We start from the raw sequence: 20253 nt of genomic DNA on the forward strand, positions 1-20253 counted from the left end.
GCTATGATCCGCCTCGAATCCTACATGGATCGTATCTTACCTGATGTAGGCTGGCTGGCATGGCATATCGCTTCAAGAGCAATACCGCGACGGTCCAGGACAGCGTCCGGGACGTCGCCGCCGAACTGATCGACGACGCCATCGAGACCGCAAAGCGTAGGGCGGATCCGCACGTGACAGTGCATAATCTGCGCACGGCCTGCAAGAAGCTGCGTGGCCTGGTGCGCCTGATCCGGCCCAGCTTCAAGGACTATCGGGCCGAGAACGTCGCCTTTCGCGACGCCGCGCGCGGCATATCGTCGGTGCGCGATGGCCTGGTTCTGATCGAAACGTATGACAGCTTGCTGGACGCTTACGACGAACAAATCGACCGGGCGCGATTTGCCCCTATTCGCCGTCGATTGACGACGCATCGGAATCAGCTCGCCAAGCATGCCAATACTCAAGCCAGGCTCGACGAATTCGAAACGGCCATGCGCGAGGCGCGCGACCGCGTCCAGGACTGGACTCTCGCCCGCGATGGATTTGAAGCGATTGAGCGCGGCATCGCCAGATCCTACAAGGATGCCAAGAAGGCTATGGCAGATGCGTCAAGCGATGCGACCGCCGAGGTCGTTCACGAATGGCGGAAACGCGTCAAGGATCACTGGTACCACACGCGACTGCTGACCCCCATCTGGCCCGCGCTGATGAAGGCCCACCGCGATGTGGCCGATTCGCTCGGTGACGTTCTGGGAAAGCACCATGATCTCGACGTCTTCAGAAACAGGCTGATTGAGGGCAAGCTCGGGCGCGCGACTGACATCGACGTGCTCACAGACCTGATACGCCGCCGCCAGAAGGCCTTCGAGGATCAGGCCTTCCTTTTGGGCGCGCGCCTTCTCGCCGAGCCGGCGTCAGGCCTTACCGGCCGCTGGCATTCCTACTGGGATACGTGGCGGAGCGGCGAGCCGCAGGCACTTGCCGCCTGAGACCGTTTGTTGTCGGCATGCCTAAAGAGATCGAGCGCAAATTCCTGGTGGCCCAGAACGGTTGGCGCAAGCATGCCGATCGCGGCAGGCTGATCCGCCAGGCCTATCTGGCTGTGACCGACGAGCTCGTCTTGCGCGTTCGCACCATCGGCGCGGCAACGGCTTTCCTGACGATCAAGACCGCAGGTTCATCGACGACACGGTCCGAGTTCGAGTATCCCATACCGCCACAGCATGCGCGAAGCCTGATGAAGCTGCGGACCGGGCGGCTCATCGTCAAACGACGCCATCTCGTCAAGGTGGGCAAGACGCATTTCGAGATCGATGTTTTCGCGCGCGACCATCGCGGCCTTGTCCTTGCGGAAGTCGAACTTCCATCACGCCGCGCGCATTTCGAACGACCGAAGTGGCTCGGCAAGGAAGTCACGGGCAAGAAGCGCTATTACAACGAGCACCTCGCAGGTGTATGAGCACAAGCGGCGATGCGGTCCGCATCGTCAGATTGATGCCGGCCTATCTTGGGTATTGAAACTAAGCGTCCACGATCGATCAGGGCACTTGCCGCACGGCGCCCTTGGCGGCGCTCGTCGTCAACGCCGCATACGCCTTCAACGCGGTCGAGACCTTGCGGCTGCGAGCGGCCGGCTTCCATGCGGCACGACCTTTGGCTTCCATTGCTTGTCGCCGTGCGTTCAGAACGGCTTCATCGACGCGCAGCGTGATCGAGCGCTGCGGAATATCGATCTCGATCGTGTCTCCCTCCTCCACCAGGCCGATGACGCCGCCTTCGGCGGCCTCGGGCGACACGTGTCCGATCGAAAGCCCCGAGGAGCCTCCGGAGAACCGGCCGTCCGTGACCAATGCGCAAGCTTTGCCGAGGCCCTTCGATTTGAGGTAGCTGGTCGGATAGAGCATCTCCTGCATGCCCGGCCCGCCCCTCGGTCCCTCGTAGCGGATCAGCACCACGTCTCCCGCCTTGATCTGGTTGCCGAGGATCGCCTGCACGGCCGCGTCCTGGCTTTCGAAAACCCGGGCCGGCCCCTCGAACTTGAGGATGGACGCGTCGACACCTGCAGTCTTCACGATGCAGCCGTCGACAGCCAGGTTTCCGGTCAGGACCGCGAGGCCGCCGTCAGTCGAGAACGCATGGGCGACGTCGCGAATGCAGCCGCTCGCGCGATCGTCATCGACGTCGTCGTACCGGCGCTCCTGGCTGAACGCCACCTGCGTCGGCACGCCGCCCGGCGCGGCGCGGTAAAAGGTTCGCACGCTTTCGCTCTGAGTGCGGCGGATGTCCCAGCGATCCAGCGCCTCCGCCAGTGACACGCTGTGAACCGTCGGCAGGCGGCTGTCGATGAGCCCCGCGCGGTCCAGTTCGCCCAAAATGCCCATGATGCCGCCGGCGCGATGGACATCTTCCATGTGCACGTCCGGCACCGACGGCGCCACCTTGCAGAGAACCGGCACCCGCCGCGACAGCCGGTCGATATCCGCCATCGCGAAACCAACCTCGCCCTCGTAGGCCGCCGCCAGAAGATGCAGGACCGTGTTGGTCGAACCGCCCATGGCGATATCGAGCGTCATGGCGTTCTCGAATGCGCCGAAGCTGGCGATCTTCCGCGGCAGCGCGGCCTCATCGGACTGCTCGTAGTAGCGCCGTGCAAGATCGACAATCAGATGCCCGGCTTCGACGAACAGGCGCTTGCGGTCCGCGTGCGTGGCGAGCACCGATCCGTTGCCCGGTAGCGCAAGGCCGAGCGCCTCGGTGAGGCAATTCATCGAGTTCGCCGTGAACATGCCCGAGCATGACCCGCAGGTCGGACATGCGGAGCGCTCGACGACTTCGACGTCCGCATCGCTGACGGCGTCGTCGGCGGCGGCAACCATGGCATCGATCAGGTCGACCGCTTTGGTCTTGCCGTTGAGGACGACCTTGCCGGCTTCCATCGGCCCACCGGAGACGAAGACGGTCGGGATGTTGATGCGTAGCGCCGCCATCAGCATGCCGGGCGTGATCTTGTCGCAATTCGAGATGCACACCATCGCGTCGGCGCAATGGGCGTTCACCATGTACTCGACGCTGTCGGCAATGAGCTCGCGCGAGGGCAGGCTATAGAGCATACCGTCATGCCCCATGGCGATGCCGTCGTCGACCGCGATGGTGTTGAACTCCTTGGCCACGCCGCCGGCCGCTTCGATCTCACGGGCGACCAGTTGGCCGAGGTCTTTCAGATGCACATGTCCCGGCACGAATTGCGTGAAGGAATTGACGACGGCGATGATCGGCTTGCCGAAATCCTCGTTCTTCATGCCGGTCGCGCGCCAGAGCCCGCGCGCGCCTGCCATGTTGCGGCCATGCGTGGTGGTGCGGGAACGATAGGCTGGCATCGGACTTCCTCGGGCTCAGTGAACGTCGCTCGGCTTGTAGCGGAACAAGCGTTTGCCAATCCAGCATTTCCAGCAGCCGGACGGCGGACGACGCTCTTTTCAACAACCAAGAGTTGCATGTATACATGGATTTGCGGGCGCCAGCGCCCAGCCACACAAGGGAAATTGACATGGCTCCGGCGTTTGCTTCCCCGGTCTTCCTGATGAACTATCCGCAGGCGGTCAGTGACTACCGCTGCGTCGTCGATGCCCAAGGCAGCCAGCTCATTTTCGAGCGTTCAACCGACGGCGGTCAGTTCAATCTCAAGCTTCTCGATCTCAGCACGCCGAATGCCGAGCCTGTTGCATTCGCGCCCAGTTTGCAACTGTCGACCAGACCCGATTGGTCATGGAGCAGCGGCCAGGTCGCCTTCGACAACGGGCGCGGCATCTGGACAGCGGGAGGAGACGGATCGAACTTGCAGTTGCTCGAAGGCACCGCAGACATGATCTATCCCGCCTGGTATCCGCAGGCCGACGCAATGGTCGTCATGAACGGTCAATCGACGGCCAACCCGCAACCGTGCTCTTCGGAGATCGATCCGAACGGCTCCATCGTGCAGGCCGTTATGGCGAACGATACGGTGTGGGCCGGGATGCCTTCGGTAAACCCGACCAACGCCAACCAGATCGTCTTCGCCGGGCAGTTCATCGGCGATCAGAAGAGCTACAATCAAGACCGGAACTACATCTGGTTCGCCGATCGTAGTACCGATCCTGTCACAGTGCGGCCACTCGACCGCAAGGCTCCGAGCGGCAGCGGATTCAAACCTGCCTTTCAGGGAAGGGCGCCGTGGTGGTCACCTGACGGCAAGTGGGTGGTGTTCGAGTCCGATCGTTCCAGCGCCGAGGGACTCTACGCGATCTTCATTCAGGACTCGGCCGGCGAAAATCCGGCCGTGCAGGTCACCGATTGCAAATGGAATGCAAACCACGCGAAGTGGTTTCCGTGCGGGACGAAGCTGGTCGTCAGCGTCCTTCAATCGCCTCCAAACCGCCCGCGCGGCATCGCAAGTCTGGATGTTTCGCCGTTCGTTGGATGACGCGAGCGGTCCCGTTCACGCGCCGAACTGAATCGACGACAGCTACCACAGCCGTGGTTTGTCAGGACTTCCTGGCGCCAGCGGGCCACTCGATATGGGCGCGGATGGCGCCGGTCTTTTCATCGATCCAGCCGGCACGCTTGGCGTAAGCAAGCATACCTGTCGCCGAATCCTGCCAGCCCGGGCCGCCGGCCTGCGCGCCGAGCTTGCGCAACGCCTCCTCGCCGACCCAGGCATGGCCCGTTGCGTCGACGGTAGCGATGCCGTTCAGCGCCTTGACGACCGTGCTGTCGGAGGCTCGCGGATCGTCGACACGCACCTTGAAGCCCTTGAAGTCGTCGGCATCAATCAGTTTCACGTTGCCCGATGAGGTTACGGAAATGATCATGGTGTCACTCAACCTGGAATGTGCCATCGACAACGACCAGCGTATCCACCGTGGTCGTTGCTCGTTTCAGTCACCACGCGTGACCAAGCGAAATAGCGGCCTTCAGTTGCCGACTTTTTCCTTTTTTGCGTGCGGATCGGCGCGCGGCACCGAGATCGAACCGCCGCGATCGTTGAATGTCGTCGCCTGGGCGACACCGACAGTGGCCCCTTTCTTGCGGCCGAAGGCCTCGACGACCGGAATGTCGGCGTCGGCGATGTCCGCCATGCGCGTCTTACGCGCGAGAGCCGCTTCGATGTAAGGCGCCAGTTCCTTCTGTTTCTGCCGCTCGCGGACGGCGTCGCGCTTCTTGAAGTCGGGCATCACGGTGTCCGCGAAAAGCTGCAGCGACTCCATGATGTGCTCGTGCTTGTTGGCGCCGCTTTGCTGCACGAAGATGATCTGGTCCACGCCGATCTTTTCATATCGTTCCAGGTGCTCACGCACCTGATCGGGCGTGCCGATGCCGCCATTGCCGGCATTGTCCTTCAGCTCGTCCTTGATCTCCAGAAAGCGACTCCAGACTTCGGAGCGGCCCGGCCGATGCTGGCCGTAGAGACCGTAATAGCCGAGCGAATAACCGAAGAAGCGAAAGCCATCGAGGCCGCGTCGGAGCGCTTCCTGCTCATCCTGATGCACCGACATGCCGCTGACCAGGGCGATGTTCGGATTGACGGTGTGAGCGATCGGCAGGCATTCGTCGGACTTGATGATGTCGTAATACTCCTGCACCCAGTGCGCGGCCTGCTCCGGCTCGACGAAGGCGAAGGCCAGAGCGCCGAGCCCGTGGCGCGCAGCACGGTGGATCGTCTCGCGACGCGAGCACGCCACCCACATGGGCGGATGCGGACGCTGCACCGGCTTCGGCACGATGTTGCGCACCGGCATCTCGAAGAACTCACCCTTGAAGCCGGGATAGGGACACATGGCCAGCATGTTGGCGGCCTGCTCGGTCGCCTCCTGCCACTTCGCCGTCTTGTCGTCCGGCACCATGCGAAATCCGCCCATCTCCATGGCGGTGGCGGACTCGCCCGTCCCCCACTCGACGCGGCCGCGCGACACGAGATCGAGTGTGGCGATGCGCTCGGCCGCACGCGCCGGATGGTTATAGTCGGGCGACATCAACATCACGCCGTGCCCAAGGCGGATGTTCCTCGTACGCTGCGAGCACGCTGCAAGGAACACCTCGGGAGCTGACGAGTGGGAGTATTCCTCGAGGAAGTGGTGCTCGACCTCCCAGACGTAATCGTAACCCAGCTTGTCGGCGAGTTCGACCTGATCAAGTGCTTCCTGGTAGAGCCTCAGCTCTGAATCCTCGCTCCAAGGTTGAGGAAGCTGATGTTCGTAGAACATGCCGAATTTCATTGATGTTTCCTCGTGTATTCGCCAGGCGAAAGCCAAGCCTTAAAAACCAAGTCTTGTTTGATCCCGCCGCCGGACCGTCCCCGGAGATCAGTAGAATGACGTTCGCCTATTCGCCGGAATGATCCGGATGCATGCGCTGTGCAGCTCGACGCGAACGCTATGGTTGCGGCTCACGCGTGTGAAGACGCTGACTGCGAGGAGGATCTTTTTGCTTCACGCAAAGATCGTCTTCCGACTACCAGGCGGTCTCCAGGATCTGCATTACATCACTCTCGTCGCGGATCGGTCGCGGATTGAAGCGCGCCTGGCCGCTGGCGACCACGGTGCGGGCGATCGGCTCCAACTGCTCGCGCTTCACGCCCACGTCACGCAGGCGACGCGGCAGGCCGAGCTCCTCGAGCAGGTCGAGCAATGCATCCGCTGCCGGCTGGCCCGGCCGCTCCAGGGCTTCGCTGACGATAGCCTGGCGATGCTCATTCATGGCGGAGTTGAAGCGCATCGTGGCGGGCAACAGCACGCAGGAGCAATGGCCATGCGGAACATCGGCAATCGCCGCCAGCGAGTAGCTGATGCCATGGCTGGCGCCATGCTGACCCCGGCCCATGCCGCTGGTTGCGAGCCAAACCCCCATCTGCGATTCGAGGCGCGCGGCCGCATCCTCCGGATCCTTGCGGGTCCGACGCATGGATCGTTGCAACATCCGCAAACCATGGATGCAGGTTGCGTCGGTAAAGGGATTGGCCGTCGGCGAACAGATCGATTCAACCGCATGATCGACCGCCCGGAAGCCGGTCGACAGCCACAGCCATTCGGTCGTCAGCCGGGTGATGCTCGGATCGAGGATGATCGAAACCGGAGCGAGCTGCGGCGCAATGTAGAGATCCTTCTTATGGGCGACGTCGTCCACCGAGCCGCCAGTTGTCGTGTATTCTGCACCTGAGAGAGTGGTGGGTATGGCGATCTGACGCAGGCCGGTATCCTTGATCGCCGGCACGAAGATATTGCCGTCGGCGCCGCGCTGGGCGTGATGCGCGTTGAAATCCTCGTGGGTGGCGATGCCCTCGGCGAGGCCTACCTGGACGAGCTTGGCGCCATCGATCGACGAGCCTCCGCCGAGCGACAGAAGCAGGTCCGGCTCGACGGCGCGCGCGCTTTCGAGCGCCTTCAGCAGGGCTGAGCGAGGCGAATGCGCCGGCATGGTGTCGAAGACGCCGACATAGCGGTCGCCGAGCATCGCCTTAATGCGTTCGAGAGCGCCGGTCTTCCGGCTCAGCGTATTGGACGCAAGGACGAAAACCCGCCGCGCGCCGAGCCTGTCCAGTTCACGCTTGAGTGCAGTCTCCACCGGCTCGCCGAAATTGACGCGCTCGAGCGGGAAATATTCATAGACACCCTGCATCATCCGGTTTTCTCCCTGCTATTTTTGATTGTCTATCGGCCGCACCACATCTTACGGACTGAGAAGCGCTTGCGAATGATCGTTGGGCAAATACCATCATTGCGCCTCATGCACAGAAAGGCTGCAAAGAATGGAAACGCTCAGGAATATCCGCCTTTTTCTCAAGGTCGTGCAGACCGGCAGCTTCTCGGCTGCGGGTCGCGTCATCGGTCTCTCGCCGGCATCGGTCTCCCGCCAGATGAACGCGCTGGAGCAGGCGTTGGGCATCCGGCTGATCTATCGCACCAGCCGCAAGCTGACGCTGACGGAAGTGGGACAGCTCTATTACGAGCGGGCGTCGGACATCATCCAGGAATTCGACACGCTGGAAAGCATCGTGTCCGAGCATCAGACCAAGCCGCGCGGCCTTCTGCATGTGCACACGCGCGTCGCAATCGGCACGCGGCTGCTTGCGTCGGCGCTGCCGGCATTCTACGAGCATTTTCCAGACATCAGGGTGAAACTCTGGCTCACCGAAGAGCCGCGCGACCTGATCGAACACAAGATCGATGTGGCGATCCGCCTCGGCAATCTCGACGAGCCGTCGCTCGCGGTGCGTAAATTATGGAACGCCAGCCGCCGCATCATCTTCGCAAGCCCGGTGTATCTGGCGAACAGTCCCAAGCTCGATCATCCCGACGACGTCCTGAAGCATCGCTGCCTCACCTACCTCGATGGACGTTTCGATGACGGCTCGGCCCTGTGGCGCTTTCGCGACAAGGGCGGCATCCGGGAGATCCGGGTAACCGGGCCGATCCAGGTCAACAATCCTGAGTTGGTGCGGGAATGCGCGCTCGCCCACATGGGGCTTGGCCTGTTACCGAAATGGAGCATCTGGGACGAACTGCAGAGCGGACGCCTGGTGGAGGTGCTGCCGTCATGGCCGGTGAGTCCCGGCACCTTCGATCACAACATCTATGCGGTCTATGAACGGTCGCGTTACGTGCCGCTCAAGGTGCGGACCTTCGTCAATTTTCTGGTCGGCTTCTTTGCCAACCGGAAGGATGGCGCGACTTCAATCACGGATTTCGAACCGCTTTTCGGCGGACAAAGCCTCGAAGACCGACTGCATCTTGAGACCGAGTGGTCGACAATGTGACCATCTGAACAACGCCCTCGAGCCTGCGGCGACATCTTTGCAAAAATCGAAAAGAAGGTTTGTGGCGGTTGGTATTTCCTTCGCGACCTTTACCCCTGACCATGCTCCCACGCGTACGCGAGGGACGGCGAAAATCGTTTCACAGGCAGCAGCCAATAACCAAACCGAGGAACGAGGTCAGGGATGGGAACGCTTGATGCGCGCCGCCAGGCGCTGAAGGACGAATTCACGTCATCGCGCGGCTACTGGAGCGATTTGTGGTCCGATCTTCTCGAGATCGACCCTGACTTCTTCGAAGCGTACAAGAATTTCTCGTCGGCCCCCTGGAAGCGCAAGAACGGCCTTACCCCGAAAGTCCGCGAGCTGATCTACGTCGCCATCGATACGTCGACGACGCACCTCTACGATCCGGGCACGCGCATCCATATGCGCAATGCCATTGGCCACGGAGCGACCCGCGAAGAGCTCATGGAGGTCATGGAGCTGACCTCTGTGCTCGGCATCCATGCCTGCTCGATCGGCGTGCCGATCCTGCTCGAAGAGATGGAGGCCACCGGCAAAGGCGGGCCGCTGCCCAGCACCGTGCTGACGGCAAAGCAGGAGGCGCTCAAAGCCGAATTCACGAAGGTGCGTGGCTACTGGAGTCCGACCTGGGACGGGTTGCTGCGGCTGTCACCCGATTTTTTCGAAGCCTATCTCGGCTTCTCCGGAGTGCCTTGGAAGAAGGGCACGCTCGAGCCGAAGGTGAAGGAGTTCATCTACATCGCCATCGATGCCGCGACCACCCATCTCTTCGAGCCCGGCTTGCGCATTCATATCCGAAACGCGCTCAATTACGGGGCGACGGGTGACGAGATCATGGAAGTCCTCGAGCTCATCAGCGTGCTCGGCATTCATACCATCACCCAAAGCGTGCCGATCATGACGGACGAACTCGCTCAGGCCGGCAAAACCTGATCGCGCAGCCGACGCCGACGACATCAATGCCGTCCGCCTCAACGATGGGGCGGCTGCAACAAAACAAACAGAGTGGGAGGACAGGATGACCAGACACGGAATACGTTTGCTCAAATTCGGCGTGCTCGCCGGCACTGCTTTAGCCGCGATGATGCCGGCGCATCCGACAGCGGCACAGGAAACCGTCAAGCTGGGCTTCACGGCTGCGCTGACCGGCCCGTTCAACGAATTCGGCGAAGGCATCCGCCGCGGCGTCGAGATCGCGATTGAGGAGTGGAACAAGAAGGGCGGTGTGAATGGCAAGAAGGTGGAGCTGGCCGAGGCGCTCGACGACCAGCTGGTGCCCGACCGGGCCGTGCAGAACATGCGCCGCATTCTCGACAATGAGCAGATCGCGGCTCTGATTGCGCCCTCCGGCTCTGGACCGACGCTTGCCGTGATCGACATGCTCGAGGCCGATGGGCGGCCGGTTTGCAATACACAGGCACAAACGCCCACGATCGTCTATCCGAAAGGCCCCGAGAGCCCACCGCGCCAGAACATCTTCTCGCTGTCCATCGACAATACGGTCGAGGCGGAGAAACTGGCCGGCGTATTGGCGAGCCAATACAAGAAGGTCGGCCTTCTCCACGAAAGCACCGGCTACGGCGTCACTGGCGCGGAGTTGATCGGCAAAGCGATCAAGGCGGCCAATCAGGAAGCGACGATTACATCCGAGGCCTATAATCAGCGCGCCCAGGACATGACTGCGCAACTCACCCGCGCACAGCGTGCAGGTGCGGAAGTGTTGATGGTCGTCGGGCTTGGCGCCGACCTCGCCGTGATCCGCAAGAACATGGCCCGGCTCAACATCAACATTCCGCTCTACGCCACCGCCGGCGGCATCACGCCACCTTATATGGAAGGCGCAGGCAACCTGGTGAAGGGCACACGCGCCGCAAGCACCAAGTCATTCGGTCTGGATGAGCCGCCTGCGGCGACGAAGACCTTCCTTGAGCTCTACAAGGCCAAGCATGGATTCGACCGCTGGTGGGGGAACGATCCGGAGCGCCCGCAGATCTCCATGGCCACGACCGTCGGCACCGCCTACGACTGCGTGAACCTGCTGCTCAACGCCATGGTGAAGGCCAATTCCACCAAGCCCAAGGACATCATCAAGGCCCTAGAGGAAACCAAGGACTTTCCCGCCGCAAGCATCCGCGCGATAAGCTTCTCGCCGGAGAAACATCGCGCGCTCACGGTCGATGATCTCGCCGTCTACGAGATCGACAAGCAGGGCGACAAGGTAAAGCTCACGATCGTGCAGGAATAGCGGGCCCGGCGAAGGATCATCGCGACGGCCGGCGAGCGCGGACAGCCATCCCAATGGCGTTTGTCGCCAGCATCCCGGTCGGTGGTGATCCTTTCCCTGCGAGCTCGAAGGGCCGCGCCTTCCCGTCCGAGACGCGGCGGCGCAGCTTCTCTTAAGGAAACGATGATGACGACATTTTTGTCCCTCGTGCTCGCAGGCGTCAGCGTCGGCGCCGTCTACGCGCTGGTGGCGCTTGGCCTGAACGTCACCTTCTGGACGACCAAGACCCTGAATTTCGGCCATGGCTCGCTGATGATGTTCTGCGCCATGCTGATGGTCTATTTCGCGAGCCAGGGTCTCGTCCTTGCCCTCGCAGCCGTCCTGTCACTGCTGGTCATCGCAGCGTTCGGCATCTTCATCGAGCGCTTCACGGTTCGTCCGGCGCTCAAGACCAACAACAGCATGGGCTGGGTGGTCTCGACGCTCGGCTTCGGCATCGTGCTGCAGGGCGTGGCCGCCAAACTGTTCGGCTCGCAAGCCGTCGCCTTTCCGTCGATCCTGTTCGACTCGGAAGATTTCGTCACGATTTTCGGCCTGCATGTCTCGCTGCAATATCTGGTGGTGCTCGGCCTTTCGGTGTTCCTGGTCGTCGTGCTGGAAGCTTTCCTGCGCCTCACCCGCTGGGGCCAGGCGGTACGCGCCGTCTCGCACGACCCCGAGCTCGGCCGCGTCAACGGCATGCCGGTCAATGCGATCATCGTCGGCTCCTTCGTGCTGTCGGCACTGCTGGGTGGCGCCGCCGGCCTGCTCGTCTCGCAAATCGGCGGCACCGTTGATCCGGCCTTCGGCTTCAACCTGGTGCTGTTCGGCTTCGTCGCAGCGGTGGTTGGCGGAATGGGATCGTCGGTCGGCGCCCTCGTCGGTGGGATCGCTCTCGGCGTCCTGTCGAAGCTGATCGGCGGCTATGTCGCTTCCGCAGCCGAACAGCCGGTCGCCTTTGCAATCCTCATGCTCATGCTCGCCCTTCGTCCGAACGGACTGCTCGCTCAGGCCGAGGCCACCAAGGCATGACCGCCATCAGAACGACCCTCACTGCGATCGTCAACAATCCCTATCTGGTGGGTGCGTTTGTCGTCGCGCTGGCCGCAGGCGCCGGCTGGATGAGCTCAGGTACGATCCACGTCCTGAGCTTCGTGCTCATCTCCATCATCTTCGCGCTCAGCATCAACCTGCTCACCGGGCTCGCCGGACAGATCTCGCTCGGCCATGCCGGCCTGTTCGGCATGGGAGCCTATGTCACAGGTATTCTCGCCAAGACTTACGGCCTGCCGATTCTGCTCGCGATCCCCTTCGGCGCGCTGGCGGCGGCGCTGGTGGGCTATCTGCTGTCGTTCCCGGCAGGCCGCGTGCGCGACGTCTATCTTGCCATGATGACGTTGGGCTTCGGCATGATCTTCTTCGAGATCGTGCGTGAATGGAATTCGGTCACGGGCGGCATGATGGGCCTCAGCGGCGTCCCCTCACCTACTCTTCGCACGCTCAAGATCTTGGGCTACAGGATCGACGAAGTTTGGTTCTTCCGCGGTATTCTGCTGGTCACTGTTCTCACCCTCTGGATCATGCGCAATGTGACCCAGAGCCGGATCGGGCGCGCCTTCTTCGCGATCCACCACAGCGAGATCGCCGCTGGCAGCCTTGGAATCTCGCGGGCGGGGACCAAACAGTTCGCTTACGTGCTCAGCGGCCTGCTGGCGGGTCTGTCGGGAGGTATCTATGCGCATCTGGTTGGCTACCTCGGACCCGACAGCTTCACCCTCAACCGCTCGATCGAGGTGCTCGTCATCGCGATCGTCGGCGGACTCGGCTCAATCGCCGGGCAGGTGCTGAGCGCCACACTGTTCACCTTTCTGCCGGAGACGCTGCAGGTGTTCTCCGAGTATCAGTTCATCGTTTACGGCATCATCCTCACATTCTCGCTCATTGTATTGCCGCAAGGCATCGCTGGTCTGTTGCTGCTGCCGCCGCGTTTCATCCAGGCGGGCTCACTCGCCCGGCTGCGCGCCGGAACGGGCAGCAAGACGATGACCGCCAGTTCACAGATGGGCGGCCTGCTCGAGGTCGATGGCCTCACCAAGCGCTTCGGCGGCCTCACGGCGCTCAACAACGTCACGCTGAACCTTAAGCCCGGCCACATCACCGCCCTTGTCGGCCCGAATGGCTCCGGCAAGAGCACGCTTGTGAACGTGATCAGCGGCATCTACCCACCGACCGAGGGAAAGGTGCTGTTCAAGGGCAACGACATCACCGGCCTGCCCGACCACAAGATTGCGCGCACCGGGATCGTGCGCACCTTCCAGGACCCCCGGCTCGTGCCGAATTTCACCGTGCGGGAAAACCTGCTGCTCGGCGCGCACAGGCTGATGACGCATAGCGGCTTCGCCTCGGCGCTGGCACTGCCGTTGGCAACGCGCGAGGAAGCCGCGTATCTCGCCCGCATCGACCGGATCATGGAGCTCACCGAGCTTACGCCGACGGCCGACCAGACGGTCGACTCACTCCCCTATGGCTATCGCCGGCTGGCCGAAGTGGCGCGCGCGCTTGTCGCTTCGCCCTCGGCCATCCTGCTGGACGAACCGGCGGCCGGCCTCTCCGAGATCGAAATGGAGCATCTGTCGCGCATCATCCGCCGCATGAAGGAGATGGGGCTCACGATCATGCTGATCGACCATCATATGGATTTCCTCGCCGAGCTCGTGGACGACGTCGTGGTGCTCGACAGCGGCAAGGTCATCTATCGCGGCACCATCGACGGGATGCGCGCCGACCGCACTGTGATCAATGCCTATCTTGGTGAAGAGGAAGCCGTCCATGCTTGAGCTGAGGGAGGTGAAAGTCAGCTACGGCGCGGTCGAGGCGGTTCGAGGCGTATCGTTGATCGCCAAGCCCGGCACCACCACGGCCATTCTCGGCGCGAACGGCGCGGGCAAGTCCTCATTGCTGCGCACCATCTCGGGTGTCGCACCGCTCAAGGGCGGCAGCATCTTCCTCAATAATCAGGACGTCTCGAAGATTCCCGCCGAGAAGCGGGCGCGGCTCGGCCTCGCCCATGCCATGGAAGGACGCCGTCTGTTCCGGCAACTGACCGTCGAAGAGAACCTGCGGCTCGCCTGGTCGTTCGGGACGCAAAAGACACCGCAGCCGGCCGCAATCGAAGATATCTATGCGCGATTTCCGATTCTGAAAGAAAAGTCCGCCGTGCAGGCCGGCTACCTGAGCGGCGGCCAGCAGCAGATGGTCATTCTGTCCTGTGCGACCATCCGGGATCCATCTTTCCTGCTGCTGGACGAACCGTCGCTCGGACTTGCGCCGATCATCGTGACGCAGATCTACGAATTCATCACCAGCTATGCCCGCCGCTCCGGCGCCACGGTCATCATCGCCGAGCAGATGGCAAATCTGGCGCTCAGGGTCTCCGATCGCGGCTACGTGCTGCGGCGAGGCAAGTTCGTTCTCGAAGGCGAAAGCCGCAAACTATTGGCCGACGGGGTCGCAAACTCGCTATCCGCGAGCTATCTCTGATCGCCTTCGATGCTTGTTGCGATGCCATTGAGCGCAGCGATCGCGTCATCCGGCAGACGAAGTTCAGCCGCAGCGAGATTCTCCCTCAGATGCGCAACAGACGACGTGCCGGGGATCAACAGGATATTCGGCGCACGGCGAAGCAGCCAGGCCAGCGCGACCTGCATCGGCGTGGCACCGAGACTCCGCGCAACGTTTGACAGGGTCGACGATTGCACGGGAGTGAAGCCGCCGAGCGGAAAGAACGGCACATAGGCGATGCCATCACGGGTGAGGTCGTCGACCATGGCGTCGTCGGCACGGTGCGCCAGATTGTACTGGTTCTGCACGCAGACGATCTCGCAGAGCCCGCGTCCTTCTGCGATCTGCGCAGACGTGACGTTGCTCAGCCCGATATGACGGATGAGCCCCTGCTGCTGCAAATCGGCGAGGACTGTCAGCGGCGCCTCGATCGACCCTTCGGCTGGCCCGTGAGCGTCGAACATGGCTCGCAAGTTGACCACGTCGAGGACATCCAGCCCCAGATTGCACAGATTGTCATCTACCGCCTGCGTAAGCTCTTGGCGCGAGAAGGCGGGAAGCCATGCCCCATCTTCACTGCGCCGGGCGCCAACCTTGGTGACGATGACCAGGTCGGTCGGATAGGGATGCAGCGCCTGACGGATCAACCGGTTGGTGACATGCGGGCCGTAGAAATCGCTGGTGTCGATATGGTTCACGCCGGAGGCGACGGCTTCGCGTAGCACGGCGAGCGCCGAGTCGTGATCTTTAGGAGGACCGAACACACCGGGGCCTGCAAGCTGCATGGCGCCGTAGCCGAGCCGCTTCACGGTGAGGTCGCCGAGAGTGAAACTGCCGGACCGGTCCAGCGCTGCCATGGTCGATCTCCTTCTTCAGATGACCAAGAGATAGGTATCGCCGGCCGGCGCGATAGCGCTGATCAGCTTTATGAAGGCACCCGCGCATGACTTCCGCAAATTGTAGCTAATTTTGGCGCCTGCCGCTGCGGCGGAGCGCTCTTACCAGAGCGCTTGGCGAAGAGTGCGGGTGTTATGCGAGCGCTAACCAATATCCGCGGCGCTATTCACTCTCTTGGCGGCCAGTCGGGCAGGAGCGTAATCCCGAACCTTGGCGCAACTGCTTTGAGCCGCTCGATATCGGCAGCAGTCGGCGGACCGACCATCTCTCCCTGCTGGAGTTCACGACCAGCTTCGGCGAGAAACCGCTGGAACACGCTCGGTGTCCCTATCAGAATGTAGCGAACAGGCTGGTTGCCAGGGTTCATGAGCTGGTGCGGGACGCCGCGTTTCAGAAAGATGCTTTCGCCAGGCGAAAGCGTTCGCGCCTCCCCATTCACGACGGCGATCAACTGTCCTTCGATGACGTAAACGGTCTCGTCGTCGTCCGCATGAACATGGATCGGTGTCTTCGTCTGTCCGCCACTTCTGTTTTCGAACAGACAGAATTGGCCTTCCGTCTGTTCACCGGATACCAGTCGCTTCATAGCGACGCCCACAAGCGCGAATTCCTTTGGTTCAGAACCCGTCATTGTTTCGATCCCGCCTTGCATTTCAGATTTCTGTTCAAGCACATTGCCTGGCGAATCGAGCCGATACTCCAGGAACACGTGATGTTCCAGGAGCACATCATGTAGGCTCCACTGCAGCTATTCGGCGACAACCAGTCCGGCAAGTGTCGAGCCCCCATGCACGATCGGTGCGAGCGCGCGCACGCGGGTCAACGGGCCCACATAACGAAGAGGCGTGTCAGCCCTGTTTGGGTCAGGGGGCTCCTCAAGGAGGGCGACGAACCGCTTGCCGAGCAAGGCCTGTACATTGCGTTGCGGCACAATCGACCATCGCGCGCCGATCCTGCTGAATGCGAGATAAAAGACTGCCATTGGCTCGCGCGTGTCGAGAGTGCTGGCGAGCGCGTCGGGAACTGGAATATAACTCATTGGAAATATACCGTCGTCGATGACGAGGCGGCGTGGAGGATCGTCCCGGGCCGCTTCTAGCGAAAGGCGCACCGTCTCCAATGCTTTTAGGCTGTCTGCGCGCTCCTTTTCAAATTCGAAGCTGGACAGCTCGTTGGGTCGCGGTGACGTCCAGAGATTGAGCGCAGCCAATCGTGCAGAAGAAAAAGCGACAACGATCACGGCCGAAGCGACAGCGGCCACCAACCATTGCCGCTGCCGTGGCACGGCCTGACTGCTCGGGATCGCGGTACCGCTCCATTCTAACGGAGCCAACCGCGACAAGGTGAGCCAAACGATACCTGCGCCGAGCCCGACCCACCCGGCAGCCTGAAGTCCGAAGACGATCGGCGCATACATCAGCCCGAGCCTATCGTACGTCGAGGAGAAGCCGAACAACGCATGCCCAAGCATGCAGCCTAGCAGGTAGGTTGCGACCACGATCGTCGCCCGCTGCGCATGTTGCACGGCAAATGCGGCACCGGCGGCAAGGAAGAAGACCCACAATTTTGTCAGTACCGCCGCGAGAACGAGCGTCGCGCAGACAACGAGTGCAAGGACACTAGGCCGTCGGATCGGGTTTGGCGTTCGCCATGCGTAGATCGCACCGCATGCGGTCCAAAGAAGCGCCAACGCGACAGTGAGGGCGGGCGGCTGCTGCAACCACAGGCCGCCGTCATTCACCGACTCCCACATATTGACTGCGATGTTCTTCGGCCAGAACAAGGGAAAATCCCGCAGGTTCCGCGAAGTTCCGTGTCGGAAGAGCGCGTCCCACTCAGCGATGCTCGAAGTCGCAGAGAACCCCTCGGCCAATCTGTCGTGCTCGACGGCCGGAGACCAGGTTCCGTATTTCGGGCTGGTCGCCGCATAGAGCACTTGGTTCGTGTTGCTCGACAGCGACAAAATGCCGTGACGCTGATACTGCGTCATCATCCAAGGAGCGAGAGTTATGCCCACGGAGACCGTAAATGCTGCCAGCAGTATAACAGCGCGAGATCGTTCATACGCGAGGCTGACCACGGCTAACAGCGGGACAGCGAACAGGGTCATTGGCCGCGCAAGATTGCTCAAACCTGTCAGCAATCCCGCCATAGCCCAGACAGCTGCCGTCCAGCGCTCGGCGAGCAATACTGCCAACGCGGCGAGCAGGAACGTCGCGCCAGCATGTTCGGTCAGAAGTCCATGTGAAAACATGATGTAGTTGGGCAGCACAGCGAGGCTCAACGAAACGATCAGCGGCGCTGGCGCGGGCAGCAGGCGTTTGAAGATGAGATACCCAAGCAGAATTGAAACGCTATCGAGCAGCGCATTGACGATTTTCGCGATCGCGAGCGAAGCGCCCAGATACTGAAAGGGCAGCGCCAGCAGCAATGAATAAAGCGGCCGCAGCGATGTATTGACGCCCTCACCACGAGCAGTCGCCGCTGCGACTTGGTACCAATGCCAGGCATCCGCAATCGGCGCACCGAAAATGACCTGGTGGCCGGCAACGGTCGCGGTGGGAAACGCTAATACTGCGCCTGCACGCAGCAAGAACGCGACGCCAAACACGAGCCAGGCCTCGCGCGGGCTCGTTCGGAATGCCTTGATGTGCTTCCACGCAAATGGTCTTTCGACACGCATCGCATGGCTCCCACACGTCGAGCAACGTGATTTTGATGGGACTTGCCTGATCAGCCGATTACTGCTGCTCAGAGAACCTGATGCCCGTCAACGCGGCCCCTTACGCTAAGCCGATTCTACCAAATTGGAATGACCGGCCGCACAAACGCACAAAAAAAATCGTCGCGAAACCGCTTGCAATATTTCCATTGCTTCGTAAGCGAGCTGCTACGATAGCGCATCAGTCATCGAATTGCCCTCGCGCACGATACGTGTGCAGTAAATCTGAAATTTGAATGCGTTCATGGCTGCGCGAGACACGTTGCGCGTTTGCGGCGCGAGTTCGAATCGGGTGACGCGTGGCACTACTGCCGATCTTGTTTTTAGCTCCTCATCGCCTGCTTGTTGTTTTTGCTGGAGAACATCGCAAGCCATCTAACGGGGATCAGATATCGATTTGCGTTTTGCTTATTGTCTTTCCATTCAGACGTGATCTTGAAAGTGATCGGGTGTGTGTTACCGCTGCGTGCTCATGTAATCCGAGGAGAACGTCATGCGCGCTTTTTCCCCAGCATCGATGATTTCAACAATGGTCGCACTGTCCTTGGCGATTCCGGCGGCGCAGGCCGCGCCTGCGCAGACCAACACGGACTTGACGGTCACGCCGACAGGAACGCAGGCAGCTGAAACGATCGTGACACTGACGGCCAAAGTCGCGCAAGGCGCGGGACCGGGCGGCGCAGCGGGGCCTGCCGGCACCGTCAAATTCTGCGTGGGCACCGCCGATCTCGGCAAGTGCAATGGTCACCTGCTGTTGGGCATGGCGCAATTGGACACGAACGGGCAGGCCCTTACGGCCGCGCATGCAATGAGCGACGCCTCGCAACTCGGCTCATGCTGCTGCGTTGCATCGAGCTGTCTGACGCAACATCGCTCGCTTTGAACCCTTCTGCAGTTTGTGACATGCTCACTGGCAGTGGACCGTTGAATTGAGCCGACATGCATCAACTTGTAACCATTAGGGGCGTGCTTGTTGCGACGGATGGTTCGGCGAACGCACGGCGGGCTGAAGCAGTCGCTTCCGCCATTGCGGCAAGCTGCAAATGCAAACTTGTCGTGTTTACCTCATCAAGAGGACTGCTCAGCGACGACCTTCGCCGATTAGCTCACCTCGAAGGGGACGTCAGTGCGGCAAGACGCGTTTTGATTGAGCAGATCTTGGAGAGCGCCGCCGAACGCGCGAAGCAGGCGGGTGTTTCGGATGTCCGAGCGATCTCGCGCCATGGCGATCCTGCGGCAACGATCGTAAGCACCGCCGAGGCGGAAGGAACCGACCTGATCGTGATGGGTAGACGGGGGATAGGAGTTCTGTCGGAATTGCTGGTGGGCAGCGTGTCCCGGACAGTGGTTAACAAGGCGCACTGCCCGGTAACAGTGGTCCCTTGAGGTGGTAACTTCCAGGACTGGCGGAGAGAGCGGGATTCGAACCCGCGATACGGTTTCCCGTATACACACTTTCCAGGCGTGCGCCTTCAACCACTCGGCCACCTCTCCCGCGTGCCGCCACCTCTAATGTGACAGCCGGCTTTTGCAAGCGCCTATCTGGACCCGCCGGCGTTTTTCCGCAAGTACATGGAAAAGTTTGCAAATCGGACGGAAATTGGCCGCCTGTCGCTGGCACGGTGAAGACGCGTACCTCCCCGGCCGGGCCAAGCGCCAGCATCACGGAGCCGAGACTATGAGTATAAGACGCATGATGATCCTGCTCGCGGCGCTGACGCTTTGCGACGTCACGCCCGTTTCGGCGCAGGCTTGCCGGCGCGACGGCAGCAGTGTGGTCTGCGAGGACGGTCGCCAGGGTATCCTCGCCGGCACGTCATCATCTGGACCGACGGCACCCGTTCGCACTCTGCCACACCGCACCCGAGCGTCATTATCGGCAACAAGTCGTCGGTCCGTGTCGGACCGGGCGTGTTCGTCGGCACAGGCAAGGGCTCGATGCCGCTCGACGATCCCACCGCGCCCAACAAGACGCGCGGTGGGATCGTCGATGGCGTGTCGTATTGCTAGGGACCC

The 20253-nt window shown here is 61.5% G+C and carries 19 protein-coding genes and 1 tRNA gene; 12 read left to right on the forward strand and 8 right to left on the reverse strand.

All coding sequences use genetic code 11. The features are described 5' to 3' along the window. The first annotated feature begins 59 nt into the window (after nucleotides 1–59). A complete protein-coding gene (locus RCO31_RS05580) occupies nucleotides 60–971 on the forward strand; it encodes a CHAD domain-containing protein (protein ID WP_308967245.1) in 912 nt (303 codons plus the stop codon). Nucleotides 972–988: 17 nt separating this feature from the next. Next, nucleotides 989–1441: a CYTH domain-containing protein gene (locus RCO31_RS05585; protein WP_308967246.1), complete on the forward strand. Its 453-nt coding sequence runs from the start codon at nucleotides 989–991 to the stop codon at nucleotides 1439–1441. 79 nt (nucleotides 1442–1520) lie between these two features. On the opposite strand, the gene ilvD is transcribed toward RCO31_RS05585, so the two are convergent. Continuing rightward, a complete protein-coding gene (ilvD, locus tag RCO31_RS05590) occupies nucleotides 1521–3359 on the reverse strand; it encodes a dihydroxy-acid dehydratase (protein ID WP_308967247.1) in 1839 nt (612 codons plus the stop codon). Nucleotides 3360–3529: 170 nt separating this feature from the next. Here ilvD and RCO31_RS05595 point away from each other — a divergent pair, with 170 nt between their 5' ends. Beyond that, nucleotides 3530–4441, forward strand: coding sequence for a hypothetical protein (locus RCO31_RS05595; RefSeq protein WP_308967248.1), 912 nt, complete (start codon nucleotides 3530–3532; stop codon nucleotides 4439–4441). Between the two features lie 61 nt (nucleotides 4442–4502). On the opposite strand, the gene RCO31_RS05600 is transcribed toward RCO31_RS05595, so the two are convergent. The 3 genes from RCO31_RS05600 to RCO31_RS05610 all read right to left on the reverse strand — a co-directional run bounded on the left by RCO31_RS05600 (nucleotide 4503) and on the right by RCO31_RS05610 (nucleotide 7635). Further along, the gene (locus RCO31_RS05600) at nucleotides 4503–4829 is read right to left on the reverse strand and encodes a hypothetical protein (RefSeq protein ID WP_308967249.1); all 327 of its coding nucleotides are present in this window, start codon (nucleotides 4827–4829) and stop codon (nucleotides 4503–4505) included. Between the two features lie 102 nt (nucleotides 4830–4931). Beyond that, the gene (locus RCO31_RS05605; RefSeq protein ID WP_308967250.1) at nucleotides 4932–6233 is read right to left on the reverse strand and encodes an LLM class flavin-dependent oxidoreductase; all 1302 of its coding nucleotides are present in this window, start codon (nucleotides 6231–6233) and stop codon (nucleotides 4932–4934) included. A 235-nt stretch (nucleotides 6234–6468) separates the two neighbouring features. Beyond that, a complete protein-coding gene (locus RCO31_RS05610) occupies nucleotides 6469–7635 on the reverse strand; it encodes an iron-containing alcohol dehydrogenase (RefSeq protein ID WP_308967251.1) in 1167 nt (388 codons plus the stop codon). A 127-nt stretch (nucleotides 7636–7762) separates the two neighbouring features. Here RCO31_RS05610 and RCO31_RS05615 point away from each other — a divergent pair, with 127 nt between their 5' ends. The 6 genes from RCO31_RS05615 (at nucleotide 7763) to RCO31_RS05640 (ending at nucleotide 14597) form a co-directional block, all read left to right on the forward strand. Beyond that, on the forward strand, nucleotides 7763–8770 hold the full coding sequence (locus RCO31_RS05615; protein WP_308967252.1) for a LysR family transcriptional regulator: 1008 nt from the start codon (nucleotides 7763–7765) through the stop codon (nucleotides 8768–8770). A gap of 183 nt (nucleotides 8771–8953) precedes the next feature. Next, nucleotides 8954–9727 (forward strand): carboxymuconolactone decarboxylase family protein, encoded by a 774-nt coding sequence (locus tag RCO31_RS05620; protein WP_308967253.1) that lies wholly within the window; start codon nucleotides 8954–8956, stop codon nucleotides 9725–9727. Nucleotides 9728–9812: 85 nt separating this feature from the next. Next, nucleotides 9813–11039 (forward strand): ABC transporter substrate-binding protein, encoded by a 1227-nt coding sequence (locus RCO31_RS05625; RefSeq protein WP_308967254.1) that lies wholly within the window; start codon nucleotides 9813–9815, stop codon nucleotides 11037–11039. A gap of 165 nt (nucleotides 11040–11204) precedes the next feature. Next, complete coding sequence (locus tag RCO31_RS05630; protein WP_308967255.1) at nucleotides 11205–12089, forward strand: branched-chain amino acid ABC transporter permease; 885 nt, start codon at nucleotides 11205–11207, stop codon at nucleotides 12087–12089. Next, nucleotides 12086–13894, forward strand: a complete 1809-nt coding sequence (locus RCO31_RS05635) for a branched-chain amino acid ABC transporter ATP-binding protein/permease (protein ID WP_308967256.1) — start codon at nucleotides 12086–12088, stop codon at nucleotides 13892–13894. Before RCO31_RS05630 ends, RCO31_RS05635 begins: the two co-directional genes overlap by 4 nt. Next, complete coding sequence (locus RCO31_RS05640; protein WP_308967257.1) at nucleotides 13887–14597, forward strand: ABC transporter ATP-binding protein; 711 nt, start codon at nucleotides 13887–13889, stop codon at nucleotides 14595–14597. Before RCO31_RS05635 ends, RCO31_RS05640 begins: the two co-directional genes overlap by 8 nt. Here the strand turns inward: RCO31_RS05640 and RCO31_RS05645 are convergent. From RCO31_RS05645 to RCO31_RS05655, 3 genes are all read right to left on the reverse strand, one after another. Further along, on the reverse strand, nucleotides 14588–15475 hold the full coding sequence (locus tag RCO31_RS05645) for an aldo/keto reductase family oxidoreductase (protein WP_308967258.1): 888 nt from the start codon (nucleotides 15473–15475) through the stop codon (nucleotides 14588–14590). The two genes, RCO31_RS05640 and RCO31_RS05645, sit on opposite strands and share 10 nt — an antisense overlap. Before the next feature lie 206 nt (nucleotides 15476–15681). Then, nucleotides 15682–16146 carry a cupin domain-containing protein gene (locus RCO31_RS05650; RefSeq protein ID WP_308967259.1) on the reverse strand — a complete coding sequence of 155 codons (465 nt, stop codon included), beginning with the start codon at nucleotides 16144–16146 and terminating at the stop codon, nucleotides 15682–15684. 117 nt (nucleotides 16147–16263) lie between these two features. Then, nucleotides 16264–18126, reverse strand: coding sequence for a hypothetical protein (locus tag RCO31_RS05655; protein WP_308967260.1), 1863 nt, complete (start codon nucleotides 18124–18126; stop codon nucleotides 16264–16266). Between the two features lie 604 nt (nucleotides 18127–18730). Between RCO31_RS05655 and RCO31_RS05660 the strand changes: the two genes are divergently transcribed. Both RCO31_RS05660 and RCO31_RS05665 read left to right on the forward strand, forming a co-directional pair. Then, complete coding sequence (locus tag RCO31_RS05660) at nucleotides 18731–19120, forward strand: hypothetical protein (RefSeq protein ID WP_308967261.1); 390 nt, start codon at nucleotides 18731–18733, stop codon at nucleotides 19118–19120. Nucleotides 19121–19176: 56 nt separating this feature from the next. Further along, nucleotides 19177–19623 (forward strand): universal stress protein, encoded by a 447-nt coding sequence (locus RCO31_RS05665; protein WP_308967262.1) that lies wholly within the window; start codon nucleotides 19177–19179, stop codon nucleotides 19621–19623. Between the two features lie 18 nt (nucleotides 19624–19641). Here the strand turns inward: RCO31_RS05665 and RCO31_RS05670 are convergent. Further along, a tRNA-Ser gene (locus RCO31_RS05670) sits at nucleotides 19642–19731 on the reverse strand. 228 nt (nucleotides 19732–19959) lie between these two features. Here RCO31_RS05670 and RCO31_RS05675 point away from each other — a divergent pair. Further along, on the forward strand, nucleotides 19960–20247 hold the full coding sequence (locus RCO31_RS05675) for a hypothetical protein (protein WP_374991426.1): 288 nt from the start codon (nucleotides 19960–19962) through the stop codon (nucleotides 20245–20247). Nucleotides 20248–20253 lie beyond the last annotated feature (6 nt).

Origin of the sequence: Bradyrhizobium sp. LHD-71 (assembly GCF_031157255.1) — a bacterium.
GTDB lineage: Bacteria > Pseudomonadota > Alphaproteobacteria > Rhizobiales > Xanthobacteraceae > P52-10.